General features: G+C 38.0%; 11 protein-coding genes. 4 read left to right on the top strand and 7 right to left on the bottom strand.

Annotated elements, in window-relative coordinates; all coding sequences use genetic code 11:
• Positions 1-23 precede the first annotated feature (23 nt).
• The 4 genes from H6H03_RS04885 to H6H03_RS04900 form a co-directional block, all read right to left on the bottom strand.
• Entirely contained in the window at positions 24-566 is a 543-nt protein-coding gene (locus H6H03_RS04885; protein ID WP_190954018.1) for a methanogen output domain 1-containing protein, read from the bottom strand.
• A 536-nt stretch (positions 567-1,102) separates the two neighbouring features.
• Positions 1,103-2,053, bottom strand: a complete 951-nt coding sequence (locus H6H03_RS04890) for a sensor histidine kinase (protein WP_313931791.1) — start codon at positions 2,051-2,053, stop codon at positions 1,103-1,105.
• 99 nt (positions 2,054-2,152) lie between these two features.
• Positions 2,153-3,304 carry an FIST signal transduction protein gene (locus tag H6H03_RS04895; protein WP_190954020.1) on the bottom strand — a complete coding sequence of 384 codons (1,152 nt, stop codon included), beginning with the start codon at positions 3,302-3,304 and terminating at the stop codon, positions 2,153-2,155.
• 78 nt (positions 3,305-3,382) lie between these two features.
• Complete coding sequence (locus H6H03_RS04900; protein WP_190954021.1) at positions 3,383-4,687, bottom strand: hybrid sensor histidine kinase/response regulator; 1,305 nt, start codon at positions 4,685-4,687, stop codon at positions 3,383-3,385.
• Between the two features lie 626 nt (positions 4,688-5,313).
• On the opposite strand from H6H03_RS04900, the gene H6H03_RS04905 reads away from it, so the two are divergent.
• Both H6H03_RS04905 and H6H03_RS04910 read left to right on the top strand, forming a co-directional pair.
• Positions 5,314-6,282 (top strand): terpene synthase family protein, encoded by a 969-nt coding sequence (locus H6H03_RS04905; RefSeq protein WP_190954022.1) that lies wholly within the window; start codon positions 5,314-5,316, stop codon positions 6,280-6,282.
• Positions 6,283-6,455: 173 nt separating this feature from the next.
• The gene (locus H6H03_RS04910; RefSeq protein WP_190954023.1) at positions 6,456-7,847 is read left to right on the top strand and encodes a cytochrome P450; all 1,392 of its coding nucleotides are present in this window, start codon (positions 6,456-6,458) and stop codon (positions 7,845-7,847) included.
• Between the two features lie 117 nt (positions 7,848-7,964).
• Here H6H03_RS04910 and H6H03_RS04915 read toward each other — a convergent pair whose 3' ends face one another.
• The 3 genes from H6H03_RS04915 to H6H03_RS04925 all read right to left on the bottom strand — a co-directional run bounded on the left by H6H03_RS04915 (position 7,965) and on the right by H6H03_RS04925 (position 15,043).
• Positions 7,965-13,784: a trifunctional serine/threonine-protein kinase/ATP-binding protein/sensor histidine kinase gene (locus H6H03_RS04915; RefSeq protein WP_242057728.1), complete on the bottom strand. Its 5,820-nt coding sequence runs from the start codon at positions 13,782-13,784 to the stop codon at positions 7,965-7,967.
• A 375-nt stretch (positions 13,785-14,159) separates the two neighbouring features.
• Positions 14,160-14,294 carry a hypothetical protein gene (locus H6H03_RS41140; protein WP_277926129.1) on the bottom strand — a complete coding sequence of 45 codons (135 nt, stop codon included), beginning with the start codon at positions 14,292-14,294 and terminating at the stop codon, positions 14,160-14,162.
• Positions 14,295-14,380: 86 nt separating this feature from the next.
• Positions 14,381-15,043 (bottom strand): response regulator, encoded by a 663-nt coding sequence (locus H6H03_RS04925; RefSeq protein ID WP_190954024.1) that lies wholly within the window; start codon positions 15,041-15,043, stop codon positions 14,381-14,383.
• A gap of 371 nt (positions 15,044-15,414) precedes the next feature.
• Here H6H03_RS04925 and lipA point away from each other — a divergent pair, with 371 nt between their 5' ends.
• The gene (lipA, locus tag H6H03_RS04930; RefSeq protein WP_190954025.1) at positions 15,415-16,335 is read left to right on the top strand and encodes a lipoyl synthase; all 921 of its coding nucleotides are present in this window, start codon (positions 15,415-15,417) and stop codon (positions 16,333-16,335) included.
• 259 nt (positions 16,336-16,594) lie between these two features.
• A complete protein-coding gene (psaX, locus tag H6H03_RS04935) occupies positions 16,595-16,732 on the top strand; it encodes a photosystem I protein PsaX (protein ID WP_096535906.1) in 138 nt (45 codons plus the stop codon).
• Positions 16,733-16,743: the final 11 nt, after the last annotated feature.

Genomic DNA, 16,743 nt, shown 5'->3' on the forward strand with positions numbered 1-16,743 from the left:
ATCTACACTAGACCTAGCCCAATTTAGACAGATTCTAGCCCTCTAAAGTATTCTCTACCTTCTACATCTTCTGCCTCTGGAGTCAGTTTTAAATAAACAATAACTCTGCATCCAGAAGCGCCCTGTGCTATGGTATCTTGCAATTGTACTTTCGCATATCCTAGATTATTCGCTGCGATGGTTCCAAAGACATTTGAAGTCATCATACACATAGCAGGACGATTAACAACTTTGTCCCCAAATGGGCAAACGCGGTTGCCAAAAACAATTTTTTCATCATCTTGTTCAATAACGTAAAAATCGCCTTGAATTCGTTTTTTTAAATCAACTAAGACATCGGCTACTTGATTTCGGGAAAGATGTGAGACTTCTAAAGCAGATTTGTAATCTTGGTTAATCTGGCTACCCATCCTTTCACCAACAACGCTAATAAATCCAGAAGCCTCTTCTAAGCCAACTACATCCTGCAATGTACCAGATAGTTCTCTGATTAATGTACGTAAAAATATATCCCGTTCTAAGGGGAGATTCAGGCTACTTATTGAATGATTAAGGGAATTTGGCATAAACTTTCAGGACACAACTTTAGAACTACAGTTTTAGAGTTCCCAAAAATGGCTCTCAAGTAACTGCTTATCGCAGTTTTAAGTTGTGTAAATTTTAGTAATTTCATAGAAGCTGACTGTGGTGTGCCTCTACTATGCAAACGAAAATTTCTGTAAACTCTAATCTTTTTTAAGAAAATTTAAACACTATACTCTAAGACTATCCTATTTTTTTACATCATTATCACGGGCGATCGCTCTAATTTATTGTCTGATAAACTAAAAAACTTTTAAATTGTATAATCAGATTAAATCAAACTGTTGTAGGGGGCGAAAAGCCTGCACTAGCTATTTAACTGAAATCTGTAACGGCCGATCAGCTTGTAGTATTTATCTCCAAATAAGTAGAACAGCGTAAAAAAACCAAAATATGTAACTAAAAGTAAAGTTGCCCAAAAAACTCTTCCCTTCTGCCTTCTGCCTTCTGCCTCCTGCCTTGTCATAACGACAATTTTCAACACCGACCTACTTACATTACTAGAGACAATTTAGCAATCTTAATAAATTGGAAGGGTGATTATAAATTCTGAACCCTCTCCTAAAACAGAATTTACTTGCAAAGTTCCCTTATGTTTTTGGACAATTATTTGATGGGCTATTGATAATCCTAATCCTGTTCCTTTACCCACTGCTTTAGTTGTAAATAAATGGTTAAAAATTTTTTCTTTTACTTCAACTGGTATCCCTACTCCATTATCTTTAATCCGAATCAATACGTGATTTTTGTCTTCAGTTAGGGCAGTATGAATTGTAATTTGATTAGGATTTGCCTTAATTTCATCAAAACTCAACCCATAATTAGACTCTTCTAAAGCATCAATAGCATTTGCTAATAAATTCATAAATACCTGATTGAGTTGCCCTGGAAAGCATTCTATTAAACAAAATTCACCGTAATCTTGAATTACTTGAATAGCCGGACGGATTTTATTCCCTTGCAAACGATGTTTGAGAATAACGAGAGTACTGTTAATACCTTCATGAAGGTTAAAGAGAACTTTTTGTTCTGTATCTGCTCTAGAAAAAGTTCGCAAGCTCTTGCTGAGATTGGAAATTCGATCTGTACCTTCTTTGATTGAAGAAATGAGTTTAGGCAAATCCTCCCGCAGATATTCCAGATCAATAAATTCGCTTTTTTCTCGAATTTCCTGAGACGCTTGAGGATAAGTTTGCTGATACATATCTAACAGACATAATAAATTATGAATATACTCTTGAGCCGGAGTTAAATTACCTGCTATAAAACCAATTGGGTTATTAATTTCGTGAGCTACATCTGCAACAAGACTTCCTAATGTAGACATCTTGTTCTCCATCATCTGAAGATTAAAAAGCATCATTTCTAGTTCTTGGCTTCTTTCTTCTAATTTATTTTGATATTCTGTTAATTCATAAATTACTTGTTTGAGTAAAGATTCTTTCTTTTTATTTATATCTTCTAGCCTCATGCGGTCTGCCTCAGACCGCTCTAACTGTTTTTTGATGATTCTATTGGTTTTTTGGAGTTGCTGAATCTCTTTTTCACAATCAAAACTTTCCATCAATTTTTACTGAACTCCCAAAATTAAAGTTACAAAAGTTTCGTTGTGAAATTGCGTTTGACTAATTAAATCTATAGGAGCAATCTCTCCATTAGAATAAAAACCACAGGTAGGTAAATAATTGTCGAGACAAACTTTCGTATTTTCGTACTCTTCTTGTGCCCTCGTACCAAGTATTTGCCGACGAGCTACACATGAGAAAAACAAAACCGCACTTGGTTCTTTACCTGGATAATTATTTAAAGCATTCATAAATGATGCTTTAGAAGCTGCAAGGATATCTTCATAACCTGCTTCGGAAATTTGAATAAGTGCTTGGTCAGGAATATCCGCAAAAAATGTGATACTACCAGATTCTGGCTCGTAAGCAATAGGCGCTCTGATATAAAAGTTCTCTGTATCTTCCTCAAACACTGCTAGGGGATATTCCATTGAAGGAGGAAGTAAACCTAGATAATGATGATAAAAATCTAATGCTGGCTTACCATCTATTTCATAGAGGATATTCTTATCTACTTTGGTTACTTTGCTGATTTGGCCAATGGGACGCCAACCACTTGCAACACCATGAGAAAACAATATTTTGCCGCAAAAAAGCAGAATTGGTACAGAATCACTTAAAACTTCTGTTTGAAAAAATTGATATGTATTTTGATATTTTGAGTGGTCGGCTGCTAAACCGCCAAATATCGGTACATCTTGACCAAGAGCTAGCTTTAAGCCATTTAATATAGAGACACCACTAGTTGTAAGACTCTCTGGATGAGTTAAACATAGGCTTGGTGCTGCTGTAGTTTTTGCTTTGGCTTGTTCTACAGCTTGTTTGGTTGCAGTAATTGTATCGGCTGAAATTTGGCGTCCAACTCCTGCATAAATTTCTACTTCGTCTGAGCAAAACAACATCAAAGTGATTGAGTCTTGCTGAAACTCCAGAACTGAAGAAATTTCGCCATCTGTTGTTCCACCAATTAATTCAATCCCGCTAAAAGCTTGATGAATTTGCTGCAAAATCAGGGAATGCTCGAAGTCAATTGCAGCAAAAAGAATTCCAGCTTGTGGAATATCATCTGCAAGAGAAGTGATACATTGTTGAATAACTTCCTCAACTGCCGATAGAGAATCTGGATCGTTACTGTGACCCACTACTGCTTTGAACATATATTAATTGATATATAAAGAATTATTTACGAACATGGTTAGAGTTCCATAAGTTTCAGGAACATTTGATGATTTTATTTAATTTTTTGAAATTGGAAGTTTAATAATAAACTCCGAACCTTGATCTGGTGCTGAATTTACTTCCAGACTCCCTCCATGTTTTTCAACAACAATTTGACGAGCAATAGATAGCCCTAATCCTGTGCCTTGGCCTACAGGTTTGGTGGTGAACAAATGGTCAAATATTTTTTGTCGGACTTCAGGTGACATGCCTACACCATTATCTTTAATCCGAATTAGGACATGATTTTGATCTTCTGCTAAGCTAGTTTGAATCCAAATTTGATTAGGATTGGTCTCAATTTCAATATAGCTGCGCCCTAAGTTAGACTCTTCTAAAGCATCAACAGCATTAGCTAATATATTCATAAATACTTGATTTAATTGACCGCTGAAGCATTCTAATTCTGGTAAATTACCGTAATTTTTGATTATTTCAATATTGGGACGGTATTCTGATGCTTTTAAGCGATGTTTGAGGATCATAATTGTACTATCAATGCCATCATGAATATTGCAATAAACTTTGCGATCGCTATCTGCTCTAGAAAAGTTTCGCAGGCTGGTACTGATGTTACGAATCCTTTGAACACCTTCTTTCATTGAAGAAATTAAGTTAGGTAAATCCCAAAGCATATGCTGTAAATCCATCGCTGCAATTTCTTCTTGAATTTCTGCAACTGGATGGGGATAATGCTGTTGATATAGCTCAATTAGCTTAGCCATTGCTTGGAAATATACCGAAGCGTGACCGAGATTACCATGAATAAAACCAACTGGATTATTAATTTCATGAGCAACCCCCGCAACTAATTGACCAAGTGCAGACATTTTTTCTGTCTGTACAAGCTGGATTTGGGATTCTTGTAAATCTTTTAATGCTTTAGATAACGCTGCTGTTCTTTCTGCAACTCGATTTTCTAAAGTTTTTGTGAGATTTCGCAATTGAAGATGTGTTTTAATTCTAGCTAATAGTTCTTCTTCATGAAAAGGTTTTGTGATGTAGTCAACTGCACCAATATTTAGACCTTTGATTTTACTATCTGTATCTGAGTTTCCTGTCATAAAAATTACAGGAATATCACAAGTTTCAGCATTTTCTTTCAATTTTTTACATGTTTCAAACCCATCTATTTTCGGCATCATTACATCTAACAAAATTAAATCAGGTAGTCTAGATTCAACCTGTTTTAGTGCTTTTTCTCCATTAACTTCTGTCACTACTTCAAAGCCTGCATTAGTTAATATTTCCAAGACTATCTCTAAATTAGTAGTAGTGTCATCTACAACTAAAATCAAAGTCTCTTCCGAGACATGAGGCATTTTTATATCTGGCTTATAATTCATGTATTTAAATTAATTTAACTCATTGTTACTTGTTTATCATTAGCTCTGGGATTGTAACTAAACTGGCTCATTTGCTGAACGGACTGACTGATAAATTTACAATGTGACAATTCTATAGTTCCCAAAAAGTCTGATAACAGCAACATTCTGACATCAAATTGTTTAGATTTTGCTAGGGCGATCGCTACAGATGGATATACCGCTAAATCTTAGTTTGACCAAATTTCAATATTCTCTTTTCTTAAATTAGTCATTATTACTCTTGTTTTTTTATAGAAGTAGCGTTAAATCCAAAATAATATTTTTAATGTATTAGTTTAAGTTTTTGAGTTCGTCAACAGCATTTGTGATGAATAGAACAAAAATGTAACTTTTTTTATTAAAAAAATATAATTACAGATAATTACGGTTATGTTTTTTCAAAAAAGATTGAACAATAGCCAAGTAAGTTTGGAAATATTCATCTATCTTTATGCATCGCTATAATATGTGCTGTTAAAGAAAATTTTTCCAAAAAATCTGTTATAGCCTCTTAAAAAGTTCATTGTATTTTTGCTTTTGTAATTTATTTGTGTTCCTCAGTTTTAACTCAGAGATTTTTTATGCAGCAATTACTTTGCTCTGGTTTATACTGTCCATTTACGCCCCAAATCAATAAGCATATTGATGTTTTGCAAGAATATACTCTTGGATGGTTGCTTAAATTCAATCTCTTGGCTAATGAATCGACCTATAAGCGATTTTGTAAGTCTAAATTCTTTTTATTAGCTGCATCTGCCTATCCTGATAGCGATCTTGAGGAATTGAAGATTGCAAATGACTGGCTGAGTTGGGTGTTTATTTGGGACGATCAATGCGATCTTTCAGAATTAAAAAAGCAACCTCAAGTATTAAAGAAATTTCACCAAAGATATTTAGAAATACTGAACGGTGCAGAAATTACAAACCAAGATACACTATTCAGTCATGCATTAATTGACTTACGACAACGAACTCTCCAAAGAGCTAGCATCAAATGGTTTAAGTATTTCATCAGCTACTTAGAAGACTACTTCTGTGGGTGTGTTCAAGAGGCAACCAACCGTGCCAAGGGAATTGTACCCGATGTGGATACTTATATTACGATACGTAGGTCAAGTGTAGGAGTTTATGCTGTTCTTGCATTAGCTGAATTTTGTAATCAGTTCATGATTCCCGATGTTTTAAGGAATCACTATATTGTCAAAAAATTGGAACTGATTACAACTGACATTATTGCTTGGTCTAACGATATTTTATCAGCATCTAGAGAAATAGCCAGTGGTGATGTTCATAATTTAGTATATGTTCTGCATTATCACAAAAAAATTTCTATAGAAGAAGCAATAGAGGAGGTGACTAAAATTCACAATCAAGAAGTAATTTCCTTAACAAATATAGAATCATTTATTCCATCTTTTGGAGAAGAATTAGATATCTATATGACAAAATATATCTCAGGAATGCATAGTTGGATTAGTGGCAACATTGAGTGGTGTTCCCACTCTTCTCGCTATCATAATTCAGAAAGACTGGAACTAAAAGAATTCTGATAATCAAATCTTACTCTACATTTATTAGCTAAAGTTGCTTTAGCAGTAGTGTGGAATATAAAACTAACGTGTATTCAAGTTTTACTTTATAAACTTTGAATCTATTACGTTAAGTCATTTAGCTATGAGGAATGAACGGCTATTAGCTAACTACAATTTAAAAGTAAAAAAAGATGCAACTACCTAATATTATCAAAACTCCCCCTTTTCTACAAAAGCTTCAGTGGGTTAGTAATCCTATCCACTATATGGAAAATGCAGCCCAGCAATATCCTGATATTTTCACTGCTAGGATAATTGGTTTTGGGGATACTGTAGTTTTTGTGAACCATCCCCAAGCAATCCAGGAAATTTTAACTAATGATAGAAAAAAGTTTACAGCAGCAGGAGAACTTAACAGAATAGTGGAGCCTCTTTTGGGGAGTTATTCAGTTCTATTCCTGGACGGCGATCGCCACAAACACCAACGAAAACTCGTAGCACCCTCTTTTCATGGAGAGCGGATACAAGCCTATGGTCAGCTAATCTGTAATATATCTAAAAAAATCTTTAGTCAACCACCGCTAAATAAGCCGTTTTTAGCTCGTAATCTCACACAAGAAATATCCATGCAAATCATCTTACAGGCTGTCCTTGGCTTGTATGAGGGAGAAAAAATTCAAAAACTTAAGCAGCTACTACCCTTGCTGTTAACGCTTTTTGATTCACCTTTAACTTCTAGTTTATTTTTTTTCCCATTCTTGCAAAAAGATTTAGGAGCTTGGAGTCCTTGGGGAAAGTTCCTGCGCGATCGGCAGGAAATCGAGCAATTCCTTGACGCTGAGATCGCCGAGTGTCAGCAACGACCCGATCCACAACGCATCGATATTCTCTCGCTGCTAGTATCTTCTAGAGATGAAGCGGGCCAACCAATGACAGGTCAAGAGTTGCGCGATCAGTTAATTACCTTAATACTTGCCGGTTATGAAACTACGGCATCGGCAATGGCTTGGGGATTGTACTGGATTCACCACAAGCCCCAAATCCGTGAAAAACTGCTGCAAGAACTCGATACTCTCGGTGATTCCCTAGACCCGATGAGCATTTCTCGCCTGCCGTATCTTACAGCTGTTTGTAATGAAACCTTGCGAATTTACCCCATTACAATGTTCTCTTTCCCTAGAGTGGTGCAAGAACCCGTAGAACTGCTAGGACACGCTATAGATCCTGGGACTATACTGATTCCCAGTATTTATCTGACTCATCATCGTGAAGATTTATACCCTCAGTCTAAAGAATTTCAGCCGGAACGCTTTGTCAAACGTCAATTTTCTCCCTATGAATTCCTGCCCTTTGGTGGTGGCGTTCGTCGTTGTATTGGCGAGGCTTTGGCTGTATTTCAAATCAAGCTAGTATTAGCAACTGTCTTGTCACACTATGACCTAACGCTAGTCGATCGCCGACCAGAGCAACCTCAGCGTCGAGGTTTTAACATTACCCCAGGGAGTGGAGTGAAGATGGTAGTTACAGGGCGGCGTATGCCTCAAGAGTCTTTACCGAAGATGACAACTACATCTGTATCATAGAACACTAATTCAGTCACTTCTAAATAAGAAAAAGGACACACAAAACAAGCAGGGGAGATGGGAGCCGAGGAGAGAATAATAATTCCTCAGTCAACAGTTAACACTCCCAATCCCCAATTATCGCTGTTGCATTGGTATTTCAATCAGGAACTCAGTCCCTTCTCCTAGTGTCGAATTACAAATTAAACTACCTTTGTGTTTGTCCACAATAATTTGATAGCTAATCGACAACCCTAAGCCGGTACCACTTCCTACTGACTTAGTGGTAAAAAATGGATCAAAAATTTTCTGCCGCACGGCTTCTGTCATACCAGAACCGTTATCAGCAATCCGAATCATCACTCTATTAGAATCTGTTAGTTGAGTAGATATGCAAATTTTCGGAGAATGATTTTTCACTTGTTCTGGAACTTCTGATGATCCAAAGCCTCCAGTGAGATTTATCTGTTGATCATTTACGGATAATTCTTCTAAAGCATCGATCGCATTACTTAAGATATTCATAAATACCTGATTTAGCTGACCTGCATAACAAGTCACTTCTGGAAGATTTCCGTATTCTTTAATGACTTCAATTTCTGGATAATCGTTCTTCTCCTTAAGTCGATGCTGTAAAATCATCAAGGTGTTATCTATACCTTCATGAATATCTACAGGCTTCATTTCATATTCATCAAGCCGTGAAAAGTTGCGTAAGCCCAAAACAATAGTGCGGATACGCGAGCTGCCAACCTTCATGGAATCTAGAATTTTTGGCAAGTCTTCTGCTAGAAAATCTATGTCGATTTCCTCAGATTTATCCTCAACTATAGGCGAAGAATCAGGATATTCTTGTTGATAAACAGCTATCAACTCCAGTAAATCTTGGACATAATCACGAGCATGAGCAATATTTCCATGAATGAAGTTAATGGGATTATTAATTTCATGGGCAATCCCCGCTACCATTTGCCCTAATGAAGACATTTTTTCGCTTTGAATTAATTGAATTTGAGTGCGTTTTACTTCCTGTATCGCTTGTTGTAATTTTTCATTTTTATTGTTTAATTCTTGCGTTCTTTCTTTGACTTTTTGCTCTAGAGTATAGTTGTATTTTTCTAAGCTTTCTTTAGCTTGTGCCAAATTTTTGTAGAGGATAGCATTCTTGAGGGATATTGCTGCTTGGGTGGTAAGTAGTTTCAGAACTTCTACGCGATCGCGTGTAAATGCCCCTGTCGTTAAACTATTTTCTAGATAAATAATACCAATCAATTTTCCTTGATTAATAATCGGGATAGACAATATACTCTTAGGTTCCTCACAGATAATATAGCTATCAGCTGCTAAAAAGGAAACAGTCGTTGCATCATCGATAACCAAGATTTCTCCAGAACGCTTAACGTAGTTAATCAAAGTAATCGGAACATCGTAGCTTGATTCTAAAGAAATTGATGGAAACTCTGTATAGGTATGTTCAAAATCGGAACTCGAACAAACTGCCGTAACAGTTAATTCTAAGCTATCATCTTCGCTTAAAATCAAAGCACATTTAGAAGCTCCAGCATTCTCGATGGCAACTTCCATTAAAGTAGAAAGCAGTCGCTCAAGCTCTATTTCACCAGACAGTGCTTGAGATGCTTTAATAAATGTAGCTAAATCCAGAGAATCAGAAATACTTGTCTTTGAACCAACTACAGTTTGTTGATTGCTCACACTAGATAAAGATATGTTATTTAAGGAAGTACTTTCTTGGCTGGAATGGATATTCAGTTTTAGTTTTTCTTGCTGAAATACAGGAGCAAGTAATAGGGGATAGCGTTTTACCAAATCGTTAACTTTTGCTACTGCTCCCCAGCGAACATAACTATAGTAAGCATCTGTGAGGTAAGTTTGGGCAATTTTATGTTTGCCCCATCCAAGATAGAATTTGGCGGTGAGTTCTTGAGCGAGTGCTTCTTCATTAATATACTCATGTTCTTTGGCCAGGAAAATAGCGCGATCGTACAACTCTATTGCTTCGAGATATTGACCGCCAATTCGATGTCGCTCAGCCTCTACAAGATAATATTTGTGTAAATAATTCATCGGAGCGCAATCTGCCCAATGCTCCATTTTTTGCTGGTTCTGTTGAACTTTATTGAGAATAAACTTTTGCTCAGAATCTGATACATCAGGATATACAGCCAGTCGTGTTAGTGAATCATATAAGTAGAAAAGAGGAGTCACTGGCTGTCCTGTTCCACCTTGTAAATACTTCTCTGCTAAATTAGCATTTTCCAAAGCTAAAGAGTATTGCTGAAATAAGTAACAGAGATGAATTTTACTTGCATATAAGTAGAAAAGACCCATGACATCATTGGTGTCATGGTAAAGCGGCAGCATTTTTTCCTCGTTGTAAGCTTCACCAATTAAATGATAAGGGTTGGCGACATTTCCTAGCAAATTCAAGACACTCTGTCGGTGGATAGTAATCCAGTTAAATACTGCTTGTTGGTTTAGTTGTTTGATGACACTGCTGTAAGTTGCCATCTCACGTTCTAGCTCTGTGAGTTCTTTACTCATGAAATATGAAGAGTATGAATAAGAGTGAAGATAATACGCTGCGTATTCTAAATCTCCTATTTCTATTGCAGTATAGTAGCTTTCCAGCAAAGGTTTTAATACTTCCCTAATATGTTCCTTCCAATGTCGGATAGTTGTGTTAAATCCGAGCATTATTTTAGCTTTAACATCTTTAGCATTCTGCCGCTCCACTAGACTAACAGCCAGTTTGCCAAATTGATAGCCAGACTTAATATCTCCTAGTATACTGTTGAGTATTAATCCGTAATTACTATAGCCAAAAGCAGATAATGGAGCATTCCCATATTTGAGCGATAACTCGGTTTGTTTCAGAACAATTAACAGAAAAATTTTAGGAGCAACTGTATAGGTAATAGAGGTTGCAGTTGCTAGTATACGCATTATTGCTAGAGGTTGAGCTTCTGTCATCTCTGGCAGATTAATTAAGTCTTCAATATACCTGCCGTTGAGAGTTGATGTTAATTCTGCCATTGCTAATTCAATATCAGAATCGTTTGGGTGTTCGGGAAATTCCACCCCCAAAAGTTTCACAAATGCCAGTGCAGTATTTACAGCCTCCAGGGCTTGGTTCTGCGCTCCATAAGCTTGAATTTTAACTTCATAAACTTTCACTTTTTCTAGCAGTGGTTTACGTCTCAACACAACTTCTGCTAATTGCTCCATCTGTTCAAAGTTGCCAGCTAAATATGCTGCCTCTGTCGCAGTTTCATATAAACTCAGGGTGAGATCGTGTTTTGTTTCCCAACTATCAGCTGCTAGTAGTTGGATACCGTTAGTTAAATATTTAACCGCAGTTGGATAAGCTGTTGATGCTAAAGCTTTATGTCCAGCAATTAAGTTCATTTGGGCGAGTTCATCTCGCTTAGCCTGATGGGAGATAAATTCTACTGCAATATTCAGCTGATTAACAAGCTCAAAAATTCTTTCTTCTTGTTCTGCAACTGGAATATTGCTTAACAACAGTAGCCCGATTTTTAAATGAATTGGCTTTTTTTGTTCTTCTGGTATTAAAGAATAAGCAGCTTGTTGTACGCGATCGTGTACAAATTTATATTTAGGGATTTGCAAATTCAGGCTTGCAAATTCTGTAGATTCTATACCTTGAGTAATTAACTCTTGATTAGTATTATCTGCTGAAAAAATATTGTAAATTTCCGTTTGTGGTATTATTAGTCCATCTAGTAATGCCTGCCACAAATCTGATGCTGTATCTCTTACAGATTTTTCATGAACGATCGCCAAAGTTTTTAAATCAAATTGGTTCCCAATACAAGCGGCAAGTTTTAATACTTTTTGGGTATTTATTGGCAGTTTTTCTATCTGAATACCGATAAATTCTACTACATCATCTGTAAGAGCTAATTCTTTAATTTTAGAAATATCATACTGCCAATAACCAAGCTCAAAGTCTAATACAATTAGTCCTTCTTCGTATAAAGACTTGAGAAATTGAATAGAAAAAAATGGGTTACCTTTAGTTTTGGCAAACACCATCTGAGTCAAAGGAACAGCAACTAATTCCGGACAATGAAGGGTATCAGCAATTAAATGATTTAAATCTCCCTGATTTAAGGGTGCTAGGCTAATAGTACTAACATTCGCTCCTGCCTGTTCAATCTCTTGCAGTGTTAAATAAAGCGGATGTGCTTTTGAAACTTCATTATCTCGATAGGAACCAATTAATAATAAACCTCTCTTGTTTTCAGCTATTTTCTCTGTATCTTCTGAAATATCAGACAAGGTACTTTCGCACATCAATAACTGAATTAATTTCAAAGAAGCTGTATCTGCCCATTGTAAGTCATCGAGAAAGATAACGAGGGGATGTTCTTTTGTTGTGAAAATTTGAATGAATTTTTGAAACAATAAATTAAAACGATTTTGAGCGGCGCTGCCAGAAAGTTCAGTAACTAGAGGTTGCTTACCAATAATCTCTTCTAGTTCAGGAATTACATCAATAATTACCTGACTTTGTGTGCCTAATTCCCGGAGAATCTTGGCTTTCCATTGTTGAATTTGGGCATCAGTTTCTGAGAGCAATTGTCCGATTAAATCTCGAAAAGCTTGTACCAGCCCCGATAAAGGAATATCACGTTGAAACTGATCGAATTTTCCTTTGATGAAGTAACTCCGGTGGCGCAGGATGGGTTTGTGGACTTCGTTGACTACAGCAGTTTTGCCAATGCCTGAGAAACCAGCGACTAATATCATTTCTACTCCCCTGATTCCTGCTTGACGGGGAGCCGGGGGGTTGGGGAGCCACTGCATTGATGGGTTTTCCTGGCTCAAAGCAAATGATTCTGCTGACTTGTACTCCTTTTCTATGGGAGACTGCGCCAACCCAGAACCCGTAGGATAGCATCTGGTGGGGGGTTCAAAGGGGTTAGCAACTCGCTCAAAAGCCGCAAGTAGGGTTTCGACTTCATTTTGCCGACCATAGAGTTTTTCAGGAATTACAAAACGGTCTGAGATGTCACGGTTACCTAGTTTAAAAGTTGCAATATTTCCTGTCTCTTGCCACTGCTTTTGACACACTTCCAAATCATGCTTTAACCCCAATATACTTTGATAGCGTTCCTCGGCATTTTTAGCCATCAACTTGCTGATAATATCAGACAAAATTGCTGGAATATTGGAGTTAATCCGGCTAGCTTTTAGCGGTTGTTTGGCAATATGAGAGTAAACTAACTCCATCGGATCTTTGCTTGTGAAAGGTAACTGCCCGGTGAGGAGTTCAAAGAAGGTGACACCAAGGGAATAAAAATCAGTGCGGTAGTCAATACCTCGGTTCATCCTACCAGTTTGTTCTGGGGAAATATAAGCGAGGGTACCTTCTAAAACGTTGGGATTGATCAGACATTGACTTTCTCTGGGTAAGAGTGTGGCAATACTAAAGTCGATGATTTTTATCTCACCCGTGGTTGGGTTAATTAGAATATTGGCAGGTTTAATATCTTTATGAATAATGCGATCGCGGTGCAGTCCTTCAAGAATAAAAGCAATTTTAATAGCAATATCAAAAAACTCATCTAAGGAAATTTTATTTTCTTTTTTATCCTCGCCCTCCAGCCGCCATTTTTGCAGGGAAATACCGCCAAAGTCTTCCATCACTAAGATGTAGCTATTACGGTAATTCTCTAAGCTATAGGGTTTGATGATACCAGGAATATCAAGGTTTTTAGAGATGAGATACTGATTGCGAAATTGGGCAATTTCCGCGAATGTAGGATATTCATTCCGCATTAATTTGAGAACAACTGATTTTTGGTCTTGTTCTCTAATACCCCGATAAACTAGGGTTTTACTGCCTGAGTAGATTTGCTCAGTTATCCGATAGCCAGGAAACGCATATAATGTATCTAGTACTATTGACATTGCAACCTATATTTATAATTTTTGTTTCTATGGCTTAGTATTCCCCCCCCCAGACTATCGTTATCAGTAAATAGTAAAAATTCTTGTTTAATTAGCATTAAAAAATTGAATTTTTAATAAAGTTTTTTATTTTTATGATTATCTAAATATTTATTAATAAAATCATTAAATTATTAACTGTTTTTAATATTATTATCCAATAATAATGTTGTTTTATGGTTTAATTTTGCAAATTATCTGTCAGGTTAAAACGTCTATTTTGTCTCGCCATCAATCAGCACAAATAACAAAAAACCTGCCGTACTCTTGAACTCAAAAGTTCACGACGGCAGGCTTAATGGGTCTAGGGATGCTTTGCTAAACTAGCAACTGAGGTTAGTAATATCCTCCCACCCTGACCAAGTAATTAGTAATTATTAATTCGTAATTGAAGGTGCAGAGGATAATAGCGATCGCAAATTTTAAGCTAATTTGTTTCCAAGTTGCGTATTCTCTGGTTAAGACCGTCATTTGTGTTTCGCCTCAAGCAAATAGCCAATGACTAGTGACAAAGAACAGCCAGATGAAGTAATTATGCAATTTAAATGTGTTTTAGCTTATTTGATTTTTTGTTTAATAAAAGTCACAACTTGAGTTAGCTGTTTCTTCAAGCCCTCTATTTCTGCTTGCATTTTGGCAATTTTATCGTTCAACGCCTCGATTTCCGCCTGGGAGACTCCTGGAGAACTAGAGGTTGGTGTTGTAGCATTTGCGGCAGGTGGGATTGTTACTAAGGTATTTGGCTCACTAGAAGTTGCTACCGTAGCAGTTGTGACACTAGAGGTTGTGCTAGTGCCATTCTTAGCAGCGGTGGCTCCCACTGCAACTAGTTCTGGGCGTGGCTGCTTCGCTTTTGTCATAGCTAACTTAATTGCGCCAATTAGTTGCTTCTGATCGAAAGGCTTGCCCAGAAATTCAAAATACTCAAAGGGTTCTGGGATTTTTTCAGTCACCTCTTCTTTGCGACCAGACATGATCACCAAAGGAATTTTCCTTAACTCCGGATGAGCTTGAACTTGCTGGAAAACTTCCCAGCCACTCATTTTAGGGAGCAGAAAATCCAGCATAATCAAGCTGAGTTTTTCCTGAAGGATGAAATTTAGTCCTTCCACACCGTCTTTTGCTTCCAGTACCTCAAAATTGCCCGGTGGCAACATTTCTCGTACTTTTACCCTGACAACTGTAGTGTCATCGATAACTAAAATTTTATTGCTTGCCACGACTGTTTGCTCTAACAGAAACTTTAAGTGTAAATAGCGGATTTGCCGATTGTCCTTGAGAATTCTCCCACTATATACAAAATATCTATGAATTGGGGGATAGTATATTTCGGTATAAATGACATTGCGACACGTGTTTTGCAAAACTTTTGCTTGTGTTCTTTTCAATTTATGTCATTGTGATATTTAAAGCTTTGGCCTTAATCTAGGGCATAAGGGACGCGAGACACGGGGACGCAAGGACACAAAGAAATTACTTTCCGCATCGGAAAAACCCATTCCTTCTGGTAATGGGATGAAAGAAGCCTTTGAAAGCCCGTTAAACCTCAACAGTCAACCGTCAACAGTCAACCGTCAACAGTCAACAGTCAATGGTTTCGTCACAACAAGCCGAACTCAAGTCTGAAATTATGGCAATGCCTAGCTGGCTACGTCGCCCTATTGGCAAAGCCAGCGAAATCTCTACCGTACAACGCATTATTAAACAGCGGCAAATTCACACGATTTGCGAAGAAGGGCGTTGTCCGAATCGGGGAGAGTGCTACGCCCAAAAAACTGCAACTTTTTTACTGATGGGGCCTACCTGCACGCGCTCTTGTGCTTTCTGCCAAGTAGATAAAGGTCATGCACCGATGCCTATTGATTTAGAGGAACCGCAAAAGGTAGCCGAGGCGGTGCAGCTGTTAGGATTACATTATGTGGTGTTGACTTCTGTAGCCCGTGATGATTTGCCAGACCAAGGTGCAGGGCATTTTGTGAAGACGATCGCGACTATTCGCCAATTTAGTCCAGAAACTCAAATTGAAGTCCTGACGCCAGATTTTTGGGGTGGTGCGGCCAGTGGGGAATCAGGTCAACGCCAGCGGATAGCTACCATTGTCGAAGCCAAAGTGGCTTGTTTTAACCACAATATTGAAACAGTGCGACGCTTAACCGGGCCAGTGCGCCGGGGAGCCAAGTACGATCGCTCCCTACGAGTGTTGGCTATGGTCAAAGAACTGGATTCGACAATTCCCACCAAATCAGGTTTGATGCTGGGACATGGAGAAACCACCGATGAAGTCGTCCAAGCAATGGCTGATTTAAGGGCTGTGGGGTGCGATCGCTTGACTATCGGCCAGTATATGCGCCCCTCTTTAGAGCATCTACCAGTCCAAAAATATTGGACTCCAGAGGAGTTCGAGCAACTCGGCTCCACAGCAAGGGAAATGGGATTTAGCCACGTCCGTTCCGGCCCCCTGGTTCGTAGTTCCTACCATGCGGGAGAGCAGGGAGTGGGAAGTGGGGAGTAGGGAGTGTAGGGAGCGTGGGGAGTGTGGGGAGTGTAGGGAGCGTGGGGGGAAAGAGAATTGATGCTTCTCCTTCCTCCCACACCTCCCACACCCTCAATGCCCCATCCCCCATACTTCGGCTGCGCCCTTCGACTACGCTCAGGACAAGCTCAGTACAAGTGCCCAATGCCCAAACTTCAAATATTTCTAAAGAATTTGGGGGATTGGTACACATAATTTGGTATTTCTTAAAAAGTCCTGACATTAGGAGAATCGCATTATGACTGCTAAAAACAGAGATTTACCAGTTGCCGACAGTGGAGCTAAACCTCCCTACCCCTATCGCACAGGCTGGGCACTGTTCTTGTTAGCTATCAATTTCCTGGTAGCAGCCTGGTATTTCCACATTATTGAGTAGTTAGAAGTGGA

The organism is Nostoc paludosum FACHB-159 (assembly GCF_014698835.1).
GTDB lineage: Bacteria > Cyanobacteriota > Cyanobacteriia > Cyanobacteriales > Nostocaceae > Nostoc > Nostoc paludosum.

Bases quoted from the DNA above. Each gene is read 5' to 3' on its own strand.
- H6H03_RS41140 (WP_277926129.1), bottom strand. From the start codon at position 14,294: ATGACGGTCTTAACCAGAGAATACGCAACTTGGAAACAAATTAGCTTA.
- H6H03_RS04895 (WP_190954020.1), bottom strand. From the start codon at position 3,304: ATGTTCAAAGCAGTAGTGGGTCACAGTAACGATCCAGATTCTCTATCG.
- H6H03_RS04915 (WP_242057728.1), bottom strand. From the start codon at position 13,784: ATGTCAATAGTACTAGATACATTATATGCGTTTCCTGGCTATCGGATA.
- lipA (WP_190954025.1), top strand. From the start codon at position 15,415: ATGGTTTCGTCACAACAAGCCGAACTCAAGTCTGAAATTATGGCAATG.
- H6H03_RS04885 (WP_190954018.1), bottom strand. From the start codon at position 566: ATGCCAAATTCCCTTAATCATTCAATAAGTAGCCTGAATCTCCCCTTA.
- psaX (WP_096535906.1), top strand. From the start codon at position 16,595: ATGACTGCTAAAAACAGAGATTTACCAGTTGCCGACAGTGGAGCTAAA.
- H6H03_RS04905 (WP_190954022.1), top strand. From the start codon at position 5,314: ATGCAGCAATTACTTTGCTCTGGTTTATACTGTCCATTTACGCCCCAA.
- H6H03_RS04890 (WP_313931791.1), bottom strand. From the start codon at position 2,053: ATGAGGCTAGAAGATATAAATAAAAAGAAAGAATCTTTACTCAAACAA.
- H6H03_RS04900 (WP_190954021.1), bottom strand. From the start codon at position 4,687: ATGCCTCATGTCTCGGAAGAGACTTTGATTTTAGTTGTAGATGACACT.
- H6H03_RS04910 (WP_190954023.1), top strand. From the start codon at position 6,456: ATGCAACTACCTAATATTATCAAAACTCCCCCTTTTCTACAAAAGCTT.